The organism is Streptomyces olindensis (assembly GCF_040645895.1).
GTDB lineage: Bacteria > Actinomycetota > Actinomycetes > Streptomycetales > Streptomycetaceae > Streptomyces > Streptomyces olindensis.
On sequence record NZ_JBEYZD010000017.1, the window covers coordinates 116,253 to 133,827 of the forward strand.

20 protein-coding genes and 1 pseudogene are annotated in these 17,575 nt (G+C 70.8%); 12 read left to right on the forward strand and 9 right to left on the reverse strand.

Annotated elements, in window-relative coordinates; all coding sequences use genetic code 11:
* Window positions 1–118: 118 nt before the first annotated feature.
* A complete protein-coding gene (locus ABZ948_RS13715) occupies window positions 119–1,294 on the reverse strand; it encodes a spore photoproduct lyase family protein (RefSeq protein ID WP_359759122.1) in 1,176 nt (391 codons plus the stop codon).
* A 183-nt stretch (window positions 1,295–1,477) separates the two neighbouring features.
* Between ABZ948_RS13715 and ABZ948_RS13720 the strand changes: the two genes are divergently transcribed.
* Window positions 1,478–1,654 (forward strand): hypothetical protein, encoded by a 177-nt coding sequence (locus ABZ948_RS13720; RefSeq protein ID WP_359759124.1) that lies wholly within the window; start codon window positions 1,478–1,480, stop codon window positions 1,652–1,654.
* Between the two features lie 152 nt (window positions 1,655–1,806).
* Here the strand turns inward: ABZ948_RS13720 and ABZ948_RS13725 are convergent, their stop codons facing one another.
* Window positions 1,807–2,958, reverse strand: a complete 1,152-nt coding sequence (locus ABZ948_RS13725) for a S1 family peptidase (RefSeq protein WP_359759126.1) — start codon at window positions 2,956–2,958, stop codon at window positions 1,807–1,809.
* Window positions 2,959–3,187: 229 nt separating this feature from the next.
* On the reverse strand, window positions 3,188–3,610 hold the full coding sequence (locus ABZ948_RS13730; protein WP_086603835.1) for a DUF350 domain-containing protein: 423 nt from the start codon (window positions 3,608–3,610) through the stop codon (window positions 3,188–3,190).
* A 210-nt stretch (window positions 3,611–3,820) separates the two neighbouring features.
* On the opposite strand from ABZ948_RS13730, the gene ABZ948_RS13735 reads away from it, so the two are divergent.
* Window positions 3,821–4,612 (forward strand): phytanoyl-CoA dioxygenase family protein, encoded by a 792-nt coding sequence (locus ABZ948_RS13735; protein ID WP_359759128.1) that lies wholly within the window; start codon window positions 3,821–3,823, stop codon window positions 4,610–4,612.
* Window positions 4,613–4,702: 90 nt separating this feature from the next.
* Here the strand turns inward: ABZ948_RS13735 and ABZ948_RS13740 are convergent, their stop codons facing one another.
* The 3 genes from ABZ948_RS13740 to ABZ948_RS13750 all read right to left on the reverse strand — a co-directional run bounded on the left by ABZ948_RS13740 (window position 4,703) and on the right by ABZ948_RS13750 (window position 6,472).
* Window positions 4,703–5,194: an SRPBCC family protein gene (locus ABZ948_RS13740; protein ID WP_359759130.1), complete on the reverse strand. Its 492-nt coding sequence runs from the start codon at window positions 5,192–5,194 to the stop codon at window positions 4,703–4,705.
* A complete protein-coding gene (locus ABZ948_RS13745; RefSeq protein ID WP_359759132.1) occupies window positions 5,191–5,577 on the reverse strand; it encodes an ArsR/SmtB family transcription factor in 387 nt (128 codons plus the stop codon). The genes ABZ948_RS13740 and ABZ948_RS13745 overlap by 4 nt, the downstream gene beginning before the upstream one ends.
* 121 nt (window positions 5,578–5,698) lie before the next feature.
* Window positions 5,699–6,472, reverse strand: a complete 774-nt coding sequence (locus ABZ948_RS13750; RefSeq protein ID WP_359759197.1) for a maleylpyruvate isomerase family mycothiol-dependent enzyme — start codon at window positions 6,470–6,472, stop codon at window positions 5,699–5,701.
* A 152-nt stretch (window positions 6,473–6,624) separates the two neighbouring features.
* Here ABZ948_RS13750 and ABZ948_RS13755 point away from each other — a divergent pair, with 152 nt between their 5' ends.
* The 3 genes from ABZ948_RS13755 (at window position 6,625) to ABZ948_RS13765 (ending at window position 8,597) form a co-directional block, all read left to right on the forward strand.
* Window positions 6,625–7,206 carry a TetR/AcrR family transcriptional regulator gene (locus tag ABZ948_RS13755; protein WP_359759134.1) on the forward strand — a complete coding sequence of 194 codons (582 nt, stop codon included), beginning with the start codon at window positions 6,625–6,627 and terminating at the stop codon, window positions 7,204–7,206.
* 201 nt (window positions 7,207–7,407) lie between these two features.
* Window positions 7,408–8,034, forward strand: coding sequence for an NAD(P)-dependent oxidoreductase (locus tag ABZ948_RS13760; RefSeq protein ID WP_359759136.1), 627 nt, complete (start codon window positions 7,408–7,410; stop codon window positions 8,032–8,034).
* Window positions 8,035–8,120: 86 nt separating this feature from the next.
* Entirely contained in the window at window positions 8,121–8,597 is a 477-nt protein-coding gene (locus ABZ948_RS13765) for a tautomerase family protein (protein WP_359759138.1), read from the forward strand.
* Between the two features lie 140 nt (window positions 8,598–8,737).
* Here the strand turns inward: ABZ948_RS13765 and ABZ948_RS13770 are convergent, their stop codons facing one another.
* Window positions 8,738–9,325, reverse strand: a complete 588-nt coding sequence (locus tag ABZ948_RS13770; RefSeq protein WP_359759140.1) for a TetR/AcrR family transcriptional regulator — start codon at window positions 9,323–9,325, stop codon at window positions 8,738–8,740.
* A 225-nt stretch (window positions 9,326–9,550) separates the two neighbouring features.
* On the opposite strand from ABZ948_RS13770, the gene ABZ948_RS13775 reads away from it, so the two are divergent.
* The 5 genes and pseudogenes from ABZ948_RS13775 to ABZ948_RS13800 all read left to right on the forward strand — a co-directional run bounded on the left by ABZ948_RS13775 (window position 9,551) and on the right by ABZ948_RS13800 (window position 14,183).
* Window positions 9,551–10,225 (forward strand): PaaI family thioesterase, encoded by a 675-nt coding sequence (locus ABZ948_RS13775; RefSeq protein WP_359759142.1) that lies wholly within the window; start codon window positions 9,551–9,553, stop codon window positions 10,223–10,225.
* Between the two features lie 290 nt (window positions 10,226–10,515).
* A pseudogene (locus tag ABZ948_RS13785) lies at window positions 10,516–10,629 on the forward strand (hypothetical protein); the annotation flags it as partial.
* A gap of 538 nt (window positions 10,630–11,167) precedes the next feature.
* On the forward strand, window positions 11,168–12,679 hold the full coding sequence (locus ABZ948_RS13790) for a serine hydrolase domain-containing protein (RefSeq protein WP_359759144.1): 1,512 nt from the start codon (window positions 11,168–11,170) through the stop codon (window positions 12,677–12,679).
* A gap of 84 nt (window positions 12,680–12,763) precedes the next feature.
* Window positions 12,764–13,087 (forward strand): putative quinol monooxygenase, encoded by a 324-nt coding sequence (locus tag ABZ948_RS13795; RefSeq protein ID WP_359759146.1) that lies wholly within the window; start codon window positions 12,764–12,766, stop codon window positions 13,085–13,087.
* A gap of 76 nt (window positions 13,088–13,163) precedes the next feature.
* Entirely contained in the window at window positions 13,164–14,183 is a 1,020-nt protein-coding gene (locus ABZ948_RS13800) for a zinc-dependent alcohol dehydrogenase (RefSeq protein ID WP_359759148.1), read from the forward strand.
* 201 nt (window positions 14,184–14,384) lie between these two features.
* On the opposite strand, the gene ABZ948_RS13805 is transcribed toward ABZ948_RS13800, so the two are convergent.
* Window positions 14,385–14,765, reverse strand: a complete 381-nt coding sequence (locus ABZ948_RS13805; protein ID WP_359759150.1) for an SbtR family transcriptional regulator — start codon at window positions 14,763–14,765, stop codon at window positions 14,385–14,387.
* 261 nt (window positions 14,766–15,026) lie between these two features.
* Between ABZ948_RS13805 and ABZ948_RS13810 the strand changes: the two genes are divergently transcribed.
* Window positions 15,027–15,401 carry a hypothetical protein gene (locus tag ABZ948_RS13810; protein ID WP_359759152.1) on the forward strand — a complete coding sequence of 125 codons (375 nt, stop codon included), beginning with the start codon at window positions 15,027–15,029 and terminating at the stop codon, window positions 15,399–15,401.
* Window positions 15,402–15,654: 253 nt separating this feature from the next.
* Here ABZ948_RS13810 and ABZ948_RS13815 read toward each other — a convergent pair whose 3' ends face one another.
* Entirely contained in the window at window positions 15,655–16,743 is a 1,089-nt protein-coding gene (locus ABZ948_RS13815) for an NHL repeat-containing protein (protein ID WP_359759154.1), read from the reverse strand.
* A gap of 306 nt (window positions 16,744–17,049) precedes the next feature.
* Here ABZ948_RS13815 and ABZ948_RS13820 point away from each other — a divergent pair, with 306 nt between their 5' ends.
* The gene (locus ABZ948_RS13820; RefSeq protein ID WP_359759156.1) at window positions 17,050–17,448 is read left to right on the forward strand and encodes an SH3 domain-containing protein; all 399 of its coding nucleotides are present in this window, start codon (window positions 17,050–17,052) and stop codon (window positions 17,446–17,448) included.
* Window positions 17,449–17,575: the final 127 nt, after the last annotated feature.

Consider the following 17,575-nt stretch of genomic DNA (forward strand, 5'->3'; position numbering starts at 1 on the left):
GCCTCCTGGAAACATAGGCGGCCCATCCTGAGAGCAGGAAGTCCAGCAGGGCCTGCGCGACACGCAGCGGCACCCTTACCTCCACAGCCTGGGGCAGAGCCCCCCCGGCTCGGCGGGCTCAGAACGCGTAGCGCACCCGCAGCCACGGCGCACACCGGTCGATCAGGGCGCGCAGGCTCCGCACGGCATCCCCTTTGACGCTGTTGCGGTAGCGGACGTTCAGGGCACCGTTCTCGGAGCGCTTGGCCTGTTGGATTTCCGGTCGCCACAGGACCTCCTCGGCACGGGGATGCCAGCCGAGATTGACCTCGTGCAGCTCCTGGTTGTGGGTGAGCATGATCACCTCGGCGGCGGCCTGCTGCTTCACCCGCCGCGGCAGGACGTCGTCGAGGTGGATGAGCAGCTCGGCCCAGGCGTCCTCCCAGCCGGGACGGACGACCACGGGGGAGAGGTTGAAGTGCACCTCGTACCCCGCGTCCAGGAAGTCCGCCGCGGCCGCGATGCGCTCGGCGACGGGCGAGGTGCGCACATCGAGCAGCCGGGCGTCGTCCGGCGGCATCAGCGAGAAGCGGACGCGGGTGCGGCCCCGGGGGTCGAGGGCGAGCAGGTCGGGGTTGACGAACTTGGTGGCGAAGGACGCCTTGGCCGTGGGCCACTGCCGGAACGCGTGCACCAGGTCCGCGGTGTTGTCGCAGATCAGCGCGTCCACCGAGCAGTCGCCGTTCTCGCCGATGTCGTAGACCCACGCCTCGGCGTCGCACTGGTTCGGCTCCGGCTTGGGCCCCTGCCGGGCCACGTGCCGGGCGAGGTGGCCGATGATCCGGTCGATGTTCGTGAAGACCGTGACGGGGTTGGCGTACCCCTTCCGCCGGGGCACGTAGCAGTAGGCGCAGGCCATGGCGCAGCCGTTGGAGGGACCGGGAGCGATCCAGTCCGCCGACCGGCCGTTGGGGCGTGTGGTGAGGGTCTTCTTCTCACCGAGGACCAGCGTCTCCCCCTTGATCCGCACCCAGCGCTCGACGTTTCCCTCGTTGCCGTGCAGCCCGGGGATGCGCCAGTGGGAGTCGACCATGGTCACGCGCGCGTCGGGGAACCGGGCGGTGATCTGCCTCCCGCGCGGTGACGCGGCGGCCGCGGGCTCGGCGTGGATCTCCCGCACGGGCAGCATCCGGCGGGCCTGTGCGGAGGTGCGGAAGGAGGTGGGCCGGCCGGACACGGTGGGTCCGGGGGTGAGGGCGTCGAGCCCGAACAGGACGCCGGAGTCGTCGTCTGGGCTGCCGGACGGGTGGTGCATGAGTACTCCCGGAGGGATGGTGCGAGGGGGCGGAGAGGGCCCCGTCCCCTCAACCGTACGAGGCACGTCTGACAGCCGCGTCCTGGCCTCTCACGCACGGTGCGCACCGTGCGTGAGAGGGGCCGCCGGGGGCATACGCGTGACAAGAACCTTCGGTCGGCACCCCACCCAAGGAGGCGCAGAGTGCTGGGCATCGTCGCGGCAGTCCTGTTTCTTCTCGCGTTCCTCATCAACGCGGCGGAGGTCTCCACCAACGACGTCTTCACCTCGACCAACGTCATGCTGCTCGGGCTGGCCCTGCTCGCCCTGCACGTCGCGGGGGTCGGCAGCGGCTGGGCGGCACGGGGCCGCAGGCGCTGACCGGGCGGAGACCCGGAACGGAGCGACACGGCCGCTCAGCGCTCGGTGATGTCCCAGGCCGTCCCGGCACGAGCGGGAGGCGCAGCCGGAGCGGGCCCCGTCGGCCGCCGCATGGACGAGGCCCGCCCGGTCACGCTGAGGGACGGGACGGGTCAGGCGGTGTGAAGCCGGAGCCCGTACCGGTTGAGGATCTCGTTGACCGGCTGGTGCCAGGTCTCGCCGCCGCCGGCGCAGTTGCCCCAGCCACCGGAGGTGACTCCCTGGGCCTGGTCGCCGCTGATGAAGGAGCCGCCGGAGTCCCCGGGCTCGGCGCAGACGCTCGTCTTCGTCATCTGGTACACGGCGCCCTGGCTGTAGTTCACGGTCTCGTTCTTCGCCAGCACGGTGCCGCAGTGCCAGTGGGTGGTGGAACCGGAACGGCAGACGGACGCTCCGATCGGTGCCTCGGCGGAGCCGCGGACGAGCTGGTCGGGGACCGTGCCCCAGCCGAGCACCACCGGTACGGTCCACCAGCCGCTGCCCACGTTCACCCAGGCGTAGTCGTCACCCGGGAACGACGACCCCTGGAAGTTGCCGATGTACGACCGGTCCCAGCCGTACACCGCCGCGCTCGGCCGGCCGCAGTGCCCGGCGGTCACGAAGCCGCCGTGCACGGAGAAGCCGATGGAACAGCGGACGTTGCCCGTGTAGTAGGGATCGCCGCCCACGGTGCCGGCGGCGAAGGTGCGCGGTGCGGCCGGGGCCTGACGCACCGCCACGGGACCGGCCTGGCGGGCTCGGGCGAGGAAGGCCCGGACATCGTTGTCGTCGCGGTGCGCGGCGACGACGTTCACGACGACCTTGTTGGCCTTCGGGTCCACGTGCCAGCTGCCGACCCCGTCGGGCGCGGACAGGGCGTCGATGCGCTGCTTCGCCGCGTCGAGCTGCCGCGCGTCGTGGCGCACGAGCCGTACGCTCGCTCCGGTCGCGCGTACGGCGTCGGCCTGCGCGGCACGGGTGACGGCGACGGTGAGCCTGCCCTGGTCGGCGTCGAACCAGGAGCCGCCGTAGGCCGATCCGGCGGCCTTGCGCGCCTTGCGTTCGACGGCTGTCGCGGTCTTCTCCGCGGCCAGGCGTGCCTCGGCCTCGTCCCGGGTCAGCCCCAGGTCGCGCTGCATCGCGGTCAGGAGCCCGGGGGAGGCGGGTGCTTCGGTGGAGCGTGCGGGAGCGTCCGCGGCGGAGGCGGGCAGGGCACTCGTGGCCGCCCAACTGCCGAGCAGGAGAAGAACGGACAGTCCGGTACGCAGGCTTGTGATGCGTCTCAAGGGAATGACCCTTCGTTGTTCCAACGGAGTGGGGGTGGAACAGCCGTACTTGAGAGCGCTCTCTTGTTGTGCGCGGCCGAGCCTAGCCCGGGACCATGAAGGGGTCTATACCAACTCCGGCCACCCTTCACTGCATGAGTCGCGCCCCGCTTCGCCCTGCACGGCGACGCGGGGCGCACCCTGGCCTCGACCGCGGTGCGGCCACAACTTCCCTCTGAGGTGGCGAACGTCAGGCGATGGAAGCCGAAATGATGGCCGACACGGCGAGGTTGCAGGACGCCGTCACCCAGACCGCGGGATGAGGCTCCGTCTCGACCAGCGTCGCCCCCAGACGCCCCGGCGTGATCAGGTCCACCACCAGGAACGCCACGGCCATCATCACCAGCCCGAGCAGCCCGAAGGCCGCGGTCGAGACCAGCCCCTTGCCGAAGTCCTCGTACGTCGTCCAGATCGACGTGAACACGATGCCGCCGATGCCGAGCAGCGCCGAGCTGAGCACCATCGCGGCGTTGCGGTTGCGCTGTTCCCATATCTGCCGGCCGAGCTTTCCGGGCGTCAGCACGTCGACCAGGACGATGCCGAGAACCAGCAGGACCAGCCCCAGCCCGCCGTACGCGGTGGCCCGCCCGAGTCCGTTGACGATGTCGCTCATGGGGTTGCCGACTCCAGAAAGTTGAGATCGTGAGTGATCGCGGTCAAGGAGAGGCAAAATGTAGCGCAGACGTTCCGTCCTCTGATCATCGCCCGGCTGCCGCGTCTGCCGGACCGGCGCCCGGATGCGAGAAGTGGCCCGACGGCCACCCGGCAAAGGTGGTGCGGAAGATGTCGGGTGTCCGGGATCCGTCCGCCGCACGATGGGGGCATGGACGACACGACCTTGGTATCCGGCTTCCTCCGCGACGGCTTCGTGAAGCTGGAGGGCGCCGTCGCGCCCCGCGTGGCCGCGGACTGCGCACGGCTGCTGTGGCGGGAGACGGGCTGCGACCCGGACGACCCGGCGACATGGACACAGCCCGTGCACTGGATTCCCGGCATGGCACAGGGGCCGTTCGCGGCAGCTCCCAACTCCCCGGCCCTGCACCGCGCCTACGACCTGCTCGTCGGTCCGGGCCGCTGGGAACCGCGCTACTCACTGGGCACGTTCCCGCTGCGCTTCCCCCACGAGGAGGAACCTGACGACGCGGGCTGGCACATCGAGGGGAGTTATCTGCCGGAGGGCGAGAGCTGGTACTTCACCGATCTGCGCTCCCGGGGCCGGGCGTTGCTGATGCTGTTCCTGTTCAGCGAGGTCGGTGCGGAGGACGCTCCGACGCGCATCCGGGTCGGCTCACACCTCGACGTGCCGAAGGTGCTGGAGAAGTACGGGGAGGACGGGGCGAGCGGACTGACTCTCGCGCCCGACCTGGTGGCGGCGTCCGACCACCGGCCGGTCGCCCTCGCCACCGGGTCCCCGGGCGACGTCTTCCTGTGCCATCCGTTCCTGGTGCACGCGGCGCAACCCCACCACGGGGTGCGTCCGCGCTTCATGGCCCAGCCGCCACTGATGCCGGCCGCGCCGTACGAACTGGAGCGGGCCGACGGCGCGTACTCCGCCGTGGAGATCGCGATCCGCCGGGGCCTGGGACTGGACACCCCGGCCATCGGCCTGCACTGAGGAGCGAGCGCCGGCGGAGGCCGGATCTTCTGGAGAAGCCGCAAGGCACGGCTTGCCCACCGGGGCATGCCGGGTGGCACCGACAGCGTTTCAGGCCAGGGACTCGAAGTACGCCTTCTGCGCGGGGTAGTAGTCCGTGAAGTCGGGCCGGGGTCCGCCCGTGCGTGCGGCGGTGAGCATGTCCAGGTAGTACTCCCAGCCGGGGCCGGTCGTGCCGAGCTGTTCCGTGGACGTCAGGTGGTGGATCAGCCGGAGCTCGGTGGTGCCTTCGGCCTCGGACAGGAGCACTTCCATCGACCAGTGACCGGCCTCGTCCCGCATCGAGACGGCGAGTCGCCGTGGCGGCTCGCAGCCTTCGATCAGCAGCGGGCACCAGGGCGCCGACTCCTCGAAGGCCATCTGCAGCTCGACGGTGCGGCCCGGCCCCGCTTCGCCGCGCCAAGGACCGAACCAGCGGGCCGTGCGCTCCGGTTCGGTGATGCTCGCCCAGACGTCGTCGACGGAGGCGCGGTAGGTGCGGGTGAGGACGAGGTCGTTTCCGGTCGGCATCGGTACGAGGCGTCCCGTGGCTTCGGGGGTCATGCCGTGTCCTTCTGGGTCGGGGTGTGGGTGTCGGTGGGTGCTGCGGCCCGGCTCCGCTCCCGCCGCGTCCGGTGGACCTCGGTCTCCAGGGCTGCCAGGCGCTGAGTCCAGTCGGGCTGTCGGTCGTCGAACCGGGCGAGCCACGCGGCGAGGTGGCCGAGACGGGTGTGGAGGAGCGAATAGCTCCGGTGGCGCCCGATCTGCTCGTCCCGTACCAGGCCGCTCTCCCGCAGAACGCGCAGGTGACGGCTCACCGCGGGTCGGCTGATGGGGAATCGGGCGGCGATCTCGCCCGCAGTCAGCGGGGCGCGACGCAGCAGGAGCAGGATCTCGCGTCGCACCGGATCGGCGATGGCGTCGGCCACCTCACTCAGCTCGTCCACACCGAAAGCGTAACCGATGGGTTACGCGTTTGGGCGGCCAGAAAGCCGTCTCCGTGCGCTCCCGGCTCGGGGCAGCCGGGCAGGGCCGGGGCCGCCCCGACCGCGCAGGGCAGCCCCCGGCTCAGAACCCTGGGAAGACCCGCCGCAGGTCGTCCAGCGTCAGAGCGGCCCCGGTGAGGGTGACGCCCGTAGGCGTGCAGGCGGGCGCGTGGCGGCCCGTCGTGAGGCGCGGCAACCACTCGGCGGGCGCGCTCAACACCGCGTCGGGCTCGGCCGGTTCCTCGCCCAGCGCGACCGCCTCGCCGAGGTCGAGACCGAAGGACCGCTCGGGCGCGGTGGTCCGTACCGCGAGGCGGACCGGACGGCCGTCCAGGGCGTCGGCCTTCCCGAGGCGGCCGATGGACATGCCGACCTGGTCGAGCAGGGGTCCGGTCGCGTCGGACGCCAGGACGGCCGCCGGGTCTAAGGCGACCTCGATGTCCCAGGTGTGGAAGGTGAACTCGCTGAGCCGCAGACCCGCCACCGTCGCCACGTCCACGGGCTCCGGCAGGAAACCGAGGCTGATCCGCAGTTCGTCGCGCGTCTGCGCGTCGAGTCCCTCGAAGATGGCGACCAAGGCCTCGTCGGCGGACAGGAACCCCTCGGCCCGTTCGCCCCGGGACATCGCGTCCCAGCGCGCCCACACCGACCTGTTGAATTCAGCGTCCTCGGGATCCGTGCCGTCCAGGGCGCCTTCGAGGACGGCCAGGGCGATCTCCGCCCCGCTGCCCAGGTGACCGAGCACCTGCGACACGTCCCACGCCGCCGCCCCGGACGTCCGGGTGAGGTCCCCGGCGCCCCGACCGCGCACCAGCGAGGCGAGGTGTTCGTGCCCGCTGCGCAGGGCGGTGATGATCTGGTCGGCGCGTCCGCTCGACGACCCCGAACGTCCCCGAACGGTTTCGCCGCTATGGTGAAACGAAAGCGGACAGCAGTCCGGCACGTGGAAAGTACCGGACCGCTGTCCGGTCTGCAAGGGCTTCGGGCGGGAGCCCGGGAGGAGGGCACGTGGAGTCGAGGACCGGAGGGCCTCAGCGGTCGGACGCGCAACGCAACCGGGAGCGCATCCTGGAGGTGGCGCTGGTGGAGCTGTCGCGTTCCGCGGAAGTCCCGATGAGTGTGATCGCCAAGAAGGCGGGCGTGGGGCAGGGCACTCTCTACCGCAACTTCCCCAACCGGGAGGCGCTCGTTCTGGAGGCGTACCGCCACGAGGTGCAGCAACTCACCGACAGTGCGGTCGAGTTGCTGAAGACGAGGGAGCCCGACGAGGCCCTGCGCGCGTGGATGGACCGGCTCGCCCGCTTCATCATGGCCAAGACCGGGCTGGCCGACGCGCTGCGTCAGGTCATCGGCGCGACGGGAGGGCCGGGGTCGTCCGGATACTCGCTGGTGTACGGATCGATCGAGTTCCTGCTCGACGCCAACCACGAGGCCGGCACCATTCGCCCGGACGTGACCGCGGACGACTTCCTCCGTGCCGTCGCCGGCATCTGGCAGATCGACATCAACGGCGACTGGCGCCCCCAGGTCACCCGGCTGCTGGACATCGTCATGGACGGCCTGCGCGCGGGGGCGCCGGGCCGGCAGTGAGGGCGGCCGGGCAGTGAGTGCGGTCGGGCCGGACGGCAGTGGCGAGAGGTGCGGGGTCGACCTTGTTAACCGGACAGCAGTCCGCTACTTTCCGGGTAGCGGACTGCTGTCCGGTTCGGCTCTGTCGTCGCGGCTCCTGCGTGGCAGCCCGATGTCGCACGCGTACGTCCACCCCGCGCCCTCACGGAAGATGCCCTCGCCATGAAACTGCTTGTCCTCGGGGCGACCGGCCCCACCGGCCGCCATGTCGTCGATCTGGCCCTGCGCTCCGGCGACTCGGTCACGGCCCTCGTACGCGACCCGGCGGCTCTCGGCGACCTGGCCGACAAGGTCACGGTGGTCGCCGGGGACGCCACGTCGCACCACGACGTCCTCGCCGGCGCGGCCGGGCGTGACGCGATCATCTCCGCGCTGGGCAGGGGAAATTCGGTGCGCGCCGACGGACTCTTCACGCGCTCCTCGGCGGCCGTGATCGGCGCGGCCAAGGAGGCGGGCGTCTCCCGGCTGGTGTGGCTGTCGTCGTTCGGCGTCGGCTACACCTTCGACGAGTCGAGCGCCGCGCAGAAGGCGATCTACCGCACGCTGCTGCGGTCGATCTACGCCGACAAGGAGATCGCCGACGAGCGCATCCGCTCCAGTGGTCTGGACTGGACCGTGGTCTACCCGACCCGGCTGACCCACGGTCCCGCCAAGGGTGCGTACAGCGCGGGGGACCGGCTGCCGATGAAGGGCAACCCGACGATCAGCCGCGCTGACGTGGCCGCCTTCATGTACCAGGCGGCACACGGCAGCGAGTGGATCCACCGCAGCCCCGTGGTCACCGACTGACGTCTCCTTCGGAGTCCGCCCGGTATGACAGTCGTTATGGAAGGTGTGTAGCCTGCCTCCTATAACGACTGTCATAGGAGGATGTCGTGACCATCATCACCGTGAACACACCCCAAGGCCGCCTGAGCCTGGAGCAGCGCCGTGAGCTGGCCGAGACGCTGACGGACGCGGTACTGGTCCCCGAGGTGGGCCGGTTCGCTCCGGCCGCCCGGCCCGGCTTCCAGGTGCACTTCGTGGAGCGGGAGCGGGACATGATGGCCATCGGCGGCCGGCTACTGGCGGACGCCGACCCTGAACTCGACGTGATGGTGATCGACCTCGCGGTCATGGACGCGGCCTGGCAGCCGGAGGTGCGGGCCGAGGTCATCGAGCGCGTGCTGGCCGCGCTGGCGGCGGCCTGCGGGCTGGAGAAGCCGGCGCCGGCCTGGTGGGTCAACTTCCGGGTGATCGACGAGGGCAGCTGGGGCTCGTCCGGTGGCGTGCTGTCGATCCTGCCGCTGCTGGAGAGCGGAGTGTTCACGGAGGACCGGGTCAAGGCGGTCCGCGCCGCGCTGGGCGTATGAAGCCGGAGGTGGCGAACGCGGCGATGCTGCTGCCGGGGTCCGCGGTGGACGCGCGGGGGATGCGGCCGGGGCGGGCCGGCGAGCCGGGTTCAGTCCTCGTCGACCGAGGCGAGTCGGGTTCGGTCCGCGGTGAGTCGGGCTCAGTCCGCCGCGAGAGCGGCGAGAATGAGTGCCCGCAACTCCTCGGCGGTGCGATCGAGGGGCTGGGTGCTGCGCTTGGCACGGCACATGGCCACGGTTCCCTCGACCGCCGCGACGACGAGCGTCGCGAGGTTCGCCGCCCGCTCGGGCTCGACACCGTGCTCCCGCAGGGAGTCCGCGAGCAGACCCTCCCATGTGGTGAAGACGTCGGCGGCCGCCGCCAGCGCGGCGGACGACTCGCCGGGAGCCGGTTCCTCGATGGAGACCGCGAGGACGGGACAGCCGGCCCGGAAGTCACTGTCCACGACGATCTTGCGCCACAGAGCGAGGAAGGCCTGCAGACCGGCGACCGGCCCGGCCCGCAGTTCCTTGCGCAGGCTGCGCGCGGTCCACTCGCCCGTGTAACGCACGGCCTCGGTGACCAGCTGCTGCTTGCCCTCGGGGAAGTAGTGGTACGTCGACCCGAGCGGTGCGCTGGCGTGCTTCGCCGTCTCGCGGATGCTCGTCGCGTTCAGGCCACGCCGACTGATCATGTCTGCCGCACCGGCCACGATCCGCTCCCGCGCCGACGGACTGGACTTGGTCACCCGCGAACCCCTTCCGATGTCTGATCTATAACAATCGTCATAGTCTACGTCATCGTCTCCCGCCGCCGCTGACACAGGCCCGCTCTGCCGCCGAGACCGACCCGGAAAGCACCGACCCGGAAAGCGTCGCATCCCCGGACGTCGTCCGGGCCGACGACCGACCACGACACCCGGACCTCGCCCCTCCCCACCCAGAACTCGCCCCTCCCCACCCGGAGATTGCCGATGCACACCCCTCTCACCGAGCCGCCCGCCGAAGCGGGAGCCGAGTCCCTGGAGCACCGGAGGGCCGCCATCACCCGCCTGGGACACGAACTGCGCGCGCTGGTGGACGCCACCGTCCGCACCGCCGCCTCGCCCGACACCCTGCACCGCGTGGCGGACGGCGTCCGTCAGGTCACCGGCCAGCTGACCGGGCGACGGCGCGCACGCACGGAGATCCCCGAAGTGGACCGGTTCCCCGGCGGTCCGCGGATGTACAGCCCGGTCGTGGGGGCCGGCAGCCCGCTGGCCCCGCCCGTGCGCATCACGCCCACCGACGACGGTGTGATGGGACACTGCACGCTGGGCATCGCCCACGAAGGCCCGCCCGGCTACGGCCACGGCGGCGTGAGCGCCATGCTCCTGGACGAACTCATGGGCCACGCCTGCACCGTGGCCGGAACCCCCGGCATGACCGTCTCCCTCCAGCTGCGCTACCACCGGCCCATCCCGCTGGAGACACCACTGCGGCTCCTCGGACGCGTCACCGGCACGGACAACCGCAAGGTCCACGTGACCGGGACGATCACCACCCAGGAGGACCCTGCCACGCACCTGGTCACAGCGGACGGTGTCTTCATCGCGCCCGACCCCGAGCGCTTCCGCGCACTCTTCCCCGGGCTGCAGCCGGAAACGTGACAGCGCCAGGAACTGCTCGGGGTGTACCTGCCCCACCCGCCGCTGACCGACGAGTCGGTGTACACCGGGTTCTTCGGCGCGCCGGTCCGGTTCGACACCGGCCGTGCCCTGCTGCGGGTGCCGGCGAAGCTCTTCACCCGGCCGATGTCGACCCCCGTCAACCCGGAACTGCGGCGCATGGTCGTGGAGTACCTGGAGGCCCACTACACCGATCCGTCACCTGCTCGTTCCTCTACCTGTGCACCGGCTACTACGACTACGAGCGCGGGCACGACCAGCGGTTCCCGGGCATCGAGTCCTTCGCCGGGACGGTGGCGCATCCGCAGTTCTGGCCCGAGGGGCTCGACCACCGGGGCAAGCGTGTCGTCGTGATCGGCAGCGGCGCGACCGCGATCACCATCGTCCCCGCGATGGCCCGCGACGCGGCGCAGGTGACCATGCTGCAGCGCACCCCGACCTGGATCAGCGCGCTGCCGCGGCGCGACCGGTTCGCCGCCAGGATCCGGCGGAGGCTGCCCGCCGGACCGGCGCACCGCGTCATCAGGGCACACAACGCCGCCTACTCCAACGGCTTCCACCACTACTGCCGGCGCTTCCCGGACCGCGCGCGGACGCTGCTCACCAGGGCCGCCGCGCGACGGATCGGCGAGGAGGCGGTGCGTGAGCACTTCACCCCGTCGTACGCGCCCTGGGACCAGAGGGTGTGCATCGCCGCCGACGCGGATCTGTTCAAGGCGATCGAGCGCGAGGAGGTCGACGTGGTCGCCGATCACATCGACGGCTTCGTCGCCGAGGGGATCCGGCTGCGGTCGGGCAGGGTCCTGCCGGCCGACATCGTCGTGACGGCGACCGGGCTGCGCATGCTGGCGTTCGGCCACATCACGGTGAGCGTCGACGGCGAACCGGTCGAGCCCGCGCGTCACCCTGCTGTGGCGGGGCACCATGCTCAGCGACGTGCCGAACCTCGCGCTCTGCTTCGGCTACGTCAACCTGTCCTGGACGATGCGGGCGGACCTCACCGCCCGCCTGGTCTGCCGCATCCTCAACCACATGCGCCGCGCGGACCTCGCGGCGGTCACCCCGCCCGCGGAGCCCGGCGTCCGGGAACAGCCCCTGATCGAGCTGGCCTCCGGCTACGTCCAGAGGGGCGTCCAGGGCTTCCCCCGGCAGGGCCACCGCGCCCCGTGGCGGATGCGCCAGACCTCTGCTGGACACCGCCGACATCGCGCGCGCCGGCCTCCGACGCGAGCTGCGCGGAGTGCCTCGCACGGCGCTGCGGCCGGCCGGCGACGACCTGCGGACCCGAGGCTGACTATGGCGGATCCGGACGGAACGTGCGACGAGCGCTTCGCGGAGCTGGCCGCGCGGCTCTCCGAGAACCTCGACGCGGGAGACGAACTCGGCGCCTCGATCGCGCTCGTGGTCGACGGGCAGCCGGTGGTCGACCTGTGGGGCGGCTGGGCCGACCAGGACCGTACGACGCCGTGGCGGCGCGACACGATCATCAACGTCTGGTCGTGCACGAAGACGGTCACGTCCCTGGCCGCGCTGCTGCTGGTGGAGCGCGGACTGCTCGACGTCGACGCCCCGGTGGCCCGGTACTGGCCGGAGTTCGCCGCCCGCGGCAAGGAGGGCGTGCTGGTCCGGCACCTGCTGTCGCACACCTCCGGCGTCTCGGGGTGGGACCGGCCGGTGACCGTCGCGGACGTCCGCGACGTGCCGGCGGCGACGGCCCGGCTGGCCGCGCAGGCGCCGTGGTGGCCCCGGGCACGGCGTCCGGCCGGCTACCACCTGCTCAGCTACGGGCACATGGTGGGCGAGTTGGTCCGGCGGACCGACGGACGCACCCTGGGCCGGTTCGTCGCCGAGGAGATCGCCGGTCCGCTCGGCGCCGACTTCCACATCGGTCTGCCGGACTCCGAGTTCGGCAGGGTCGCCGATGTCGTACCGCCGCCGTTCCGGTCGAGCGATCTCGCCGCCGCCGATCCGGACGGCGTGTCGATGAAGACCTTCACCGGTCCCCTGGGCGGCGCCGAGGAGTCGCGGCATCCCGAGTGGCGCCGCGCCGAGATCGGCGCGGCGAACGGCCACGGCAACGCCCGGTCGCCGGCCAGGATCCACTCCGTCATCGCCTGCGGCGACACGCTCGACGGCATACGCCTGCTGTCACCGCGGACCATCGACCTGATCTTCCACCGGCAGACGGACGGGCCGGACCTCGTACTCGGCGCACACCTGCGCTTCGGCATCGGGTTCGGGCTGCCGTCCCCGGCGGTGCCGTATCTCCCGCCGGGACGGATCTGTTTCTGGACCGGCTGGGGCGGATCGGTGGTCGTGATCGACACCGAACGACGGGCCGCGATCGCGTACGTCACGAATCGCATGGGCACCGGACTGCTCGGCGGCGACCGCACGACCCAGTACGTCAAGGCCGCTATCGCGGCCCTGGACTGAAGGCGGTGCCCTGCCCGATCGACGGCAGCGCCCCGCCCATCTGCCATAGTTATAACGACTGTCATAAAGCGAGAGAGGTAGCCCATGGCCGAGCCCGTAGTCCTGGTGGCGACGATGGTCGCCACGCCGGGCCAGGAAGAGCTGGTCGAGAAGACGTTGACGGCGGCGCTGCCCGCGGTGCACGCCGAACCCGGATGCCTGCGCTACGCGCTGCACCGCAAGGCGGGCACCACCGGCGAGTTCGTCATGATCGAGAAGTGGGCCTCGCGGGAGGCGCTGGACGCGCACACGAAGGGCGCCGCGATGCGTGAGATCGGCGTCGCCCTGGCGCAGGCCCTGGCCGGACCGCCGGACATGGTCTTCCTGGACGCCGTCCCCGCCGGCGACCCGGACGCCGGCGCCGTCTGACCGACCACGAGGGCCGGACCGACGGCCGACACCGGCCGGCCCGGCCCGGAATCCCACGAAAGCGAGGAGCTTTCCCATGAAGAGCCTGATGTTCGTCGCGCCCGGTCAGCTGCGCTTCGACGAGGTCGACGCCCCCGTCATCGTCGAGGGCACCGACGCGCTCGTGCGCCCGCTCGCGGCCACGACCTGCGATCTCGACCACCATGTCATCGCCGACAAGACCCCGTTCTCCGGCTTCGGCCCGTTCCCCCTCGGCCACGAGTGCGTGGGCACGGTGGTCGAGGCCGGCCCCGACTGCACGGAGGTCACGGTCGGCGACGTCGTCGGCGTCGCGTGGCACATCGCGTGCGGCAGCTGCGCGCAGTGCGAGCTCGGGCACCCCGCGCGCTGTCTCCGTCACGGCGACGCCCAGTACGGCCTGCCGGTGAACGGGGCCTGGGGCGGCACCTTCGACGAACTCATCCGCGTTCCCTACGCGGACTTCAACCTCGCCAAGCTGCCCGCCGGGGTCGACCCCGTGCACCTGGCCTCGATCGGCGACAATCTCGCCCTCGGCTGGGAGACCGTGATGCCGACCGTCGCCGGGATCCCCGACCCGAAGGTCGCGGTCTTCGGCGGCACCGGCTCCATCGGCCTGTACTGCGTCGACGTCGCGGTCCACTGCGCCGGCGCCCGCACCGTCTACTACGACGACGACCCGGTCAGGATGAAGGTCGCCGAGCAGCTCGGCGCCGAGGTCCACGACATCCACGGCAGGCGCGAGAAGGACTTCCACCTCGCCGTGGACGCCGGCTGCGACCCCGAGCGGCTGCGCAAGGCACTGCTGTCGGTCGTCCCCGAGGGCCACGTCAACAGCGTCGGCATCTACTTCGACGACGTCCAGCTCCCGCTGCTCGCGCTGTACCAGCGCGGAGTCCACTTCCACAACGGCAAGGGCCACGCACGGCCCAACATGACACCGACCCTGGAGGCGGTGGCCGCCGGCACGCTCCACCCCGAGCTGGTCACCAGCGGCATCCACCGCTGGGACGAGATCCCCGACGTCCTGACCTCCGACCGGGCAGGCCACAAGCCGATCTTCGTCCTGGAGAACTGAGGCGTCGGAGTCGGCGAGGGCTGGTTGCCCGGGCGCGGAGAGGGCCGGCACCGGCCAGCGCGCGAGCGCCGGGGTGGGTACCGGTCGGCGGTCAGGTCGGCCGGGCGCAGACAGGCAAGCAACAACTCGCGCCGCCTCGGGGGCTGCAACCGTCTCACGGCGTGCCTCTGCGCCTCGCTTGCGGAGCAGCGGATGGGCGCTTCACCCGTGTCGCTGGGAGCTGCGGGACTGGTGCCCAGGTCGCTTCCCCGGGTGGGCGGCGGCGCTGTCGGTATGCGACGCGGGGACGGCGACGGGGTGCAGCCCCGCCAGCGTAACCGTGAGGAGGCGATGGACCGCGGCCCGGGCGGGCAGGCCGCCGGCCGCGGCCAGGGCGTGCAAGCAGTAACTCGCCAGCTCACCGGGCGCGATGTCCCCCCGGACGCGACCCTGGCGCGCGCCGTCGGCCAGCAGCTCCTCGACCATGCTGTACAGCTCCCGCTGCGCCTGCACGACCCGTGGACCACTGTGCAGGGAAGCCGCCAGGCCGCTGTCGTGGTGATGGCCCACGTCGTGCGTGATGAGGGCGAACGCCCGCAGCACGGCCTCCAGTCGTTCGCCGGCATCCTCACTCTGATCGCGGATGTGGGCCAAGTGCTCGAGGTGCCGGCCGCTGGGGCTCGGGGGTGTGCTGGTTGCGAACTGGCACTTGTCTGCGGGGGCTGTAGGCGCTGTTGCCGCGCTCCTGCTCCTGAAGGCAGCCGTACTGGGCGGCTTCGCTGCTCGCCGCAGGGCGACCAAGCGCCGCTGAGGCACCCCACCTCCGAACGAAAACTGGTAATCACGAGGCAGGCCAACCGCCTCATGACCACCGGCTGCCTGACCATCCTGATCGCGCTGATCACCGTTCTCGGCGTCCCCGTCTCCTGGTTGTGGTACCGGCACTGGCACGACGGGAACGTCAACAGTGAGCGCAGGGACAAGGCGTTCGCATCGATCCTCAAGCAGGCCCGCGCCACGGCGGACGACACAACCCGCGCACTCGACACAAGCGGCGCCACCGACACCGACGCCCTCATCGGCGTGATCTGGCGGCACACAGAAGCTCCCGTGATCACCTACGACACGTCCCGCCGCGAATTCACCGCCACCGCCGCGAGATCCGCCCTGCCCTCGACCCCACGGGACGACGGCGCTCCTACGACGTCAAGAGCGCGGTGCGCAGGGCAGACACGGTAACCGTCTCCATCCTGCTCTCCAGGTCGCACACAACGGCCGGTCAGTGCTACCACTTCACCCGGCCCATCGCCGACGACGTCGGCCCAGGCTCTGCCACAGCGGTCCCGGTCTCTTCGTGCTGACCCCGCGGCCCTGACTCTCGAACGACAACGCGGAACCGTGCCCCCGGGCGGCGGGGCGCCACTCCGCCGAGCGGTAGCGGTGCCGGGACGCGTCTGCGGGCAGTTGATCACAAGGATCAGCTTGCGTCGGCTCAGCCGACGATCAACTGGGCCACGGATGCTGTGTGCATCTGGGTGGCCAGCACGCTGCCAGGCAGCCGCAGGAGGCGGTGAGCCATGCATCGTTGAGTGGGGAGGAGATGCCGCTGCTGGCTGATGACGCGGTCGTCCTGGATGACGACTTCAAAGATCGCGTCATCTGCCTTCTGGCTCAGGAGGGATGAGCTCAGCAGCCACAGGCGGATCTGTTCCGTCGTGTCGGTGCCGCAGGCGCAGGTCGGCTGGTGGGGCGGGTCGAAGGCCAGATGAAGGAGACTGGCCTGCAGTCCCTCGCCGGAGAGCCGGAACCAGGTGACACGGTCCTCACCGTCGATACGGCCGAAAACGCCGGTGCCGGTGCGCGCATCACCCAGCAGAGCCACCCAGACCGCACCGTGGCCCGCGACCATGCCGACGGGTGTGGTGCCCTGCTCGGCCGGTACCGGGATCTGGCGCACGGCGCCCTCGTCGGGATCGATCCACATGAGGTGGTTCTCCCGGTCCTGTGTGGCGTAGAAGTGCCCGGTGGCCGGGTGACGGGCGACGAAGATCGGCACGTCCAAGCCGGGGTAGAGGGTGTAGTCGGTGGGATCGGTGTGGTTCAGGCGCAGCACTCTGTTGTTGCCCTTGAGGGAGAGCCAGAGGTCGTCGCCGTATTCCCCGACGTAATGCGGTCCTCGTGCGTTCGGGGGAAGCGGCAGTTGTCTGACGACGGTCGGTTCATGTGCCGGGTCGTCACCGGCGGGGTCGATGAGCAGGACCGTGTCGATGTACTCCTGGGTGAGCCAGACCCGGCCACGTGTGGTGGGGGAGTGTCCCACGGCGAGACCGTGTGCGCCGGACGCGGCACTGCCGAGGCGGTAACCGGTGGGTTCGCCGAGAGCTCCCGTGACGGGGTCCAGGGGAACCTTCACCAGTTGGCTGGGTTCGCGCTGAGAGATGAGAACACCCTCGCCGCCCGCAAGCGGGATGATTTCATGGGTCTCAACGGCGTGAGGCAGCCGATGTTCCGTCAAAGACCGCCTGAAACACGACGCAACCGGATCACGCCCGTCGTGGGATAACGGAGTCGCGACATTCATGCGGAACTCCTGATCGTCTTTCAGGGATGTTCAGGGATGTTTTCCGGCAGACCAGTTATTCGCGGTGACGGCCGAGTTGCAAAAGTCTCTAATCCGTCGACGGCCATCATGTGCTGGCTCTACTCAGGTCTGTCAACAGAACTCTGGATAGTCATACCGGCTGGGCGAGTGGTGCCGGTCAGACGTCGCACTTGGGCCCATGGCCACCCTGACAACTGTCAGGAACCTGCTCGTAGCTCGCCTACCTAGCATGGCGAACGAGCCGGACACACCTGGTGCCGGTCACCCGAGAGGACGCAGATCACCATGACACTTCGACCTCGTCGCCCGGCCGCACTCATCACCGCGCTGGCCACCGCCGCCGCTGTGCTGGGCCTGGCGACGCCCGCGAACGCGGCGATCCACCGATGCAGCATCTCCGGGGACATGACGAACTGCACGACGGTGACCGGGATCGACCCGGGCTCCTGGCTGCAGATGCGCACCGGTCCCGGATACGGGTACGCCAACGTTCCCCATGGGACGCTCCTCAACGGTGACGAGGTCGGCCTCACCTGCTGGACGACCGGCGACGGAGCGGCGGACAACCCCAACTACCGCTACTGGATGCTCATCGACCTGGGGGTGCGGTCGGGCTACGTCAACGACTGGTACCTCAACACCGGCAACCCCAGCGTGTGGCAGCAGCAGATCCGACACTGCTGACCAGCGGGTCCCGCCACCGCGTGCACGAGGAGGTTCAGCTCCGGTCGAACCACGGCGAAACCCGGGTCGCAGCCCCGTGCGCCCGCGCCCGAACCGTCACCCCGGGCTGGCGCCCCCCAAGCAGGCG

Excerpts from the sequence above, each read along its gene's own strand:
- ABZ948_RS13715 (WP_359759122.1), bottom strand. The coding sequence starts at position 1,294 with ATGCACCACCCGTCCGGCAGCCCAGACGACGACTCCGGCGTCCTGTTC.
- ABZ948_RS13730 (WP_086603835.1), bottom strand. The coding sequence starts at position 3,610 with ATGAGCGACATCGTCAACGGACTCGGGCGGGCCACCGCGTACGGCGGG.
- ABZ948_RS13735 (WP_359759128.1), top strand. The coding sequence starts at position 3,821 with ATGGACGACACGACCTTGGTATCCGGCTTCCTCCGCGACGGCTTCGTG.
- ABZ948_RS13740 (WP_359759130.1), bottom strand. The coding sequence starts at position 5,194 with ATGACCCCCGAAGCCACGGGACGCCTCGTACCGATGCCGACCGGAAAC.
- ABZ948_RS13760 (WP_359759136.1), top strand. The coding sequence starts at position 7,408 with ATGAAACTGCTTGTCCTCGGGGCGACCGGCCCCACCGGCCGCCATGTC.
- ABZ948_RS13775 (WP_359759142.1), top strand. The coding sequence starts at position 9,551 with ATGCACACCCCTCTCACCGAGCCGCCCGCCGAAGCGGGAGCCGAGTCC.
- ABZ948_RS13790 (WP_359759144.1), top strand. The coding sequence starts at position 11,168 with ATGCTCAGCGACGTGCCGAACCTCGCGCTCTGCTTCGGCTACGTCAAC.
- ABZ948_RS13795 (WP_359759146.1), top strand. The coding sequence starts at position 12,764 with ATGGCCGAGCCCGTAGTCCTGGTGGCGACGATGGTCGCCACGCCGGGC.
- ABZ948_RS13800 (WP_359759148.1), top strand. The coding sequence starts at position 13,164 with ATGAAGAGCCTGATGTTCGTCGCGCCCGGTCAGCTGCGCTTCGACGAG.
- ABZ948_RS13810 (WP_359759152.1), top strand. The coding sequence starts at position 15,027 with ATGACCACCGGCTGCCTGACCATCCTGATCGCGCTGATCACCGTTCTC.
- ABZ948_RS13815 (WP_359759154.1), bottom strand. The coding sequence starts at position 16,743 with ATGAATGTCGCGACTCCGTTATCCCACGACGGGCGTGATCCGGTTGCG.
- ABZ948_RS13820 (WP_359759156.1), top strand. The coding sequence starts at position 17,050 with ATGACACTTCGACCTCGTCGCCCGGCCGCACTCATCACCGCGCTGGCC.